The 1,097-nt window shown below is 60.7% G+C and carries 1 protein-coding gene; it reads right to left on the bottom strand.

Annotation, left to right across the window (positions count from 1 at the left end; genetic code table 11):
- Window positions 1-11: 11 nt before the first annotated feature.
- Window positions 12-1,097, bottom strand: a 1,086-nt coding sequence (gene tuf, locus ACR0CG_RS23950; protein WP_480528004.1) for an elongation factor Tu, incomplete at its 5' end; no start/stop codon positions are given.

A 1,097-nucleotide genomic window follows, 5' to 3' on the forward strand; every position in this document is an offset into this window, starting at 1 on the left:
GCAGATGCGAATTACTCGATGATCTTCGACACAACGCCGGCGCCGACGGTGCGGCCGCCTTCGCGGATGGCGAAACGCAGACCGTTCTCCATCGCGATCGGTGCGATCAGCTCAACGCCGAACGACACGTTGTCGCCGGGCATGACCATCTCGGTGCCTTCGGCCAGGGTCACGGTGCCGGTCACGTCCGTCGTACGGAAGTAGAACTGCGGACGGTAGTTCGCGAAGAACGGGGTGTGACGGCCGCCTTCTTCCTTGGTCAGGATGTAGGCTTCGGCTTCGAACTTGGTGTGCGGTGTCACCGAACCCGGCTTACACAGAACCTGGCCACGCTCAACACCGTCACGGTCAACACCGCGCAGCAGGGCGCCGATGTTGTCGCCGGCTTCACCACGGTCCAGCAGCTTGCGGAACATTTCCACACCGGTGCAGGTGGTTTTCGCGGTGTCGCGGATACCAACGATTTCGATCTCGTCGCCAACGTTGATCACGCCACGCTCAACACGACCGGTCACAACGGTACCACGGCCCGAGATCGAGAACACGTCTTCGATCGGCATCAGGAACGGCTGATCAACAGCGCGCTCGGGGGTGTCGATATACTCATCAACAGCCGCCATCAGTTCGCGGATCTTCGCTTCGCCGATTTCCGGGTTGTTGCCTTCCATCGCCGCCAGAGCTGAACCTGCGATGATCGGAATATCGTCGCCGGGGTAGTCGTAGCTGGACAGCAGTTCGCGAACTTCCATCTCAACCAGTTCCAGCAGCTCTTCGTCGTCGACCTGGTCAACCTTGTTCATGAACACGACCATCTTCGGGATGCCAACCTGGCGGCCCAGCAGGATGTGCTCGCGGGTCTGCGGCATCGGGCCGTCAGCGGCGTTCACAACCAGGATCGCGCCGTCCATCTGGGCAGCACCGGTGATCATGTTCTTGACGTAGTCGGCGTGGCCGGGGCAGTCAACGTGCGCATAGTGGCGCGCATCGGTCTCGTATTCCACGTGGGCGGTCGAGATGGTGATGCCGCGCGCTTTCTCTTCCGGCGCACCGTCAATCTGGTCATACGCTTTGAAGTCACCGAAATACTTGGTGATTGC

The sequence above is a fragment of the Ruegeria sp. AB8 genome, assembly GCF_056542605.1.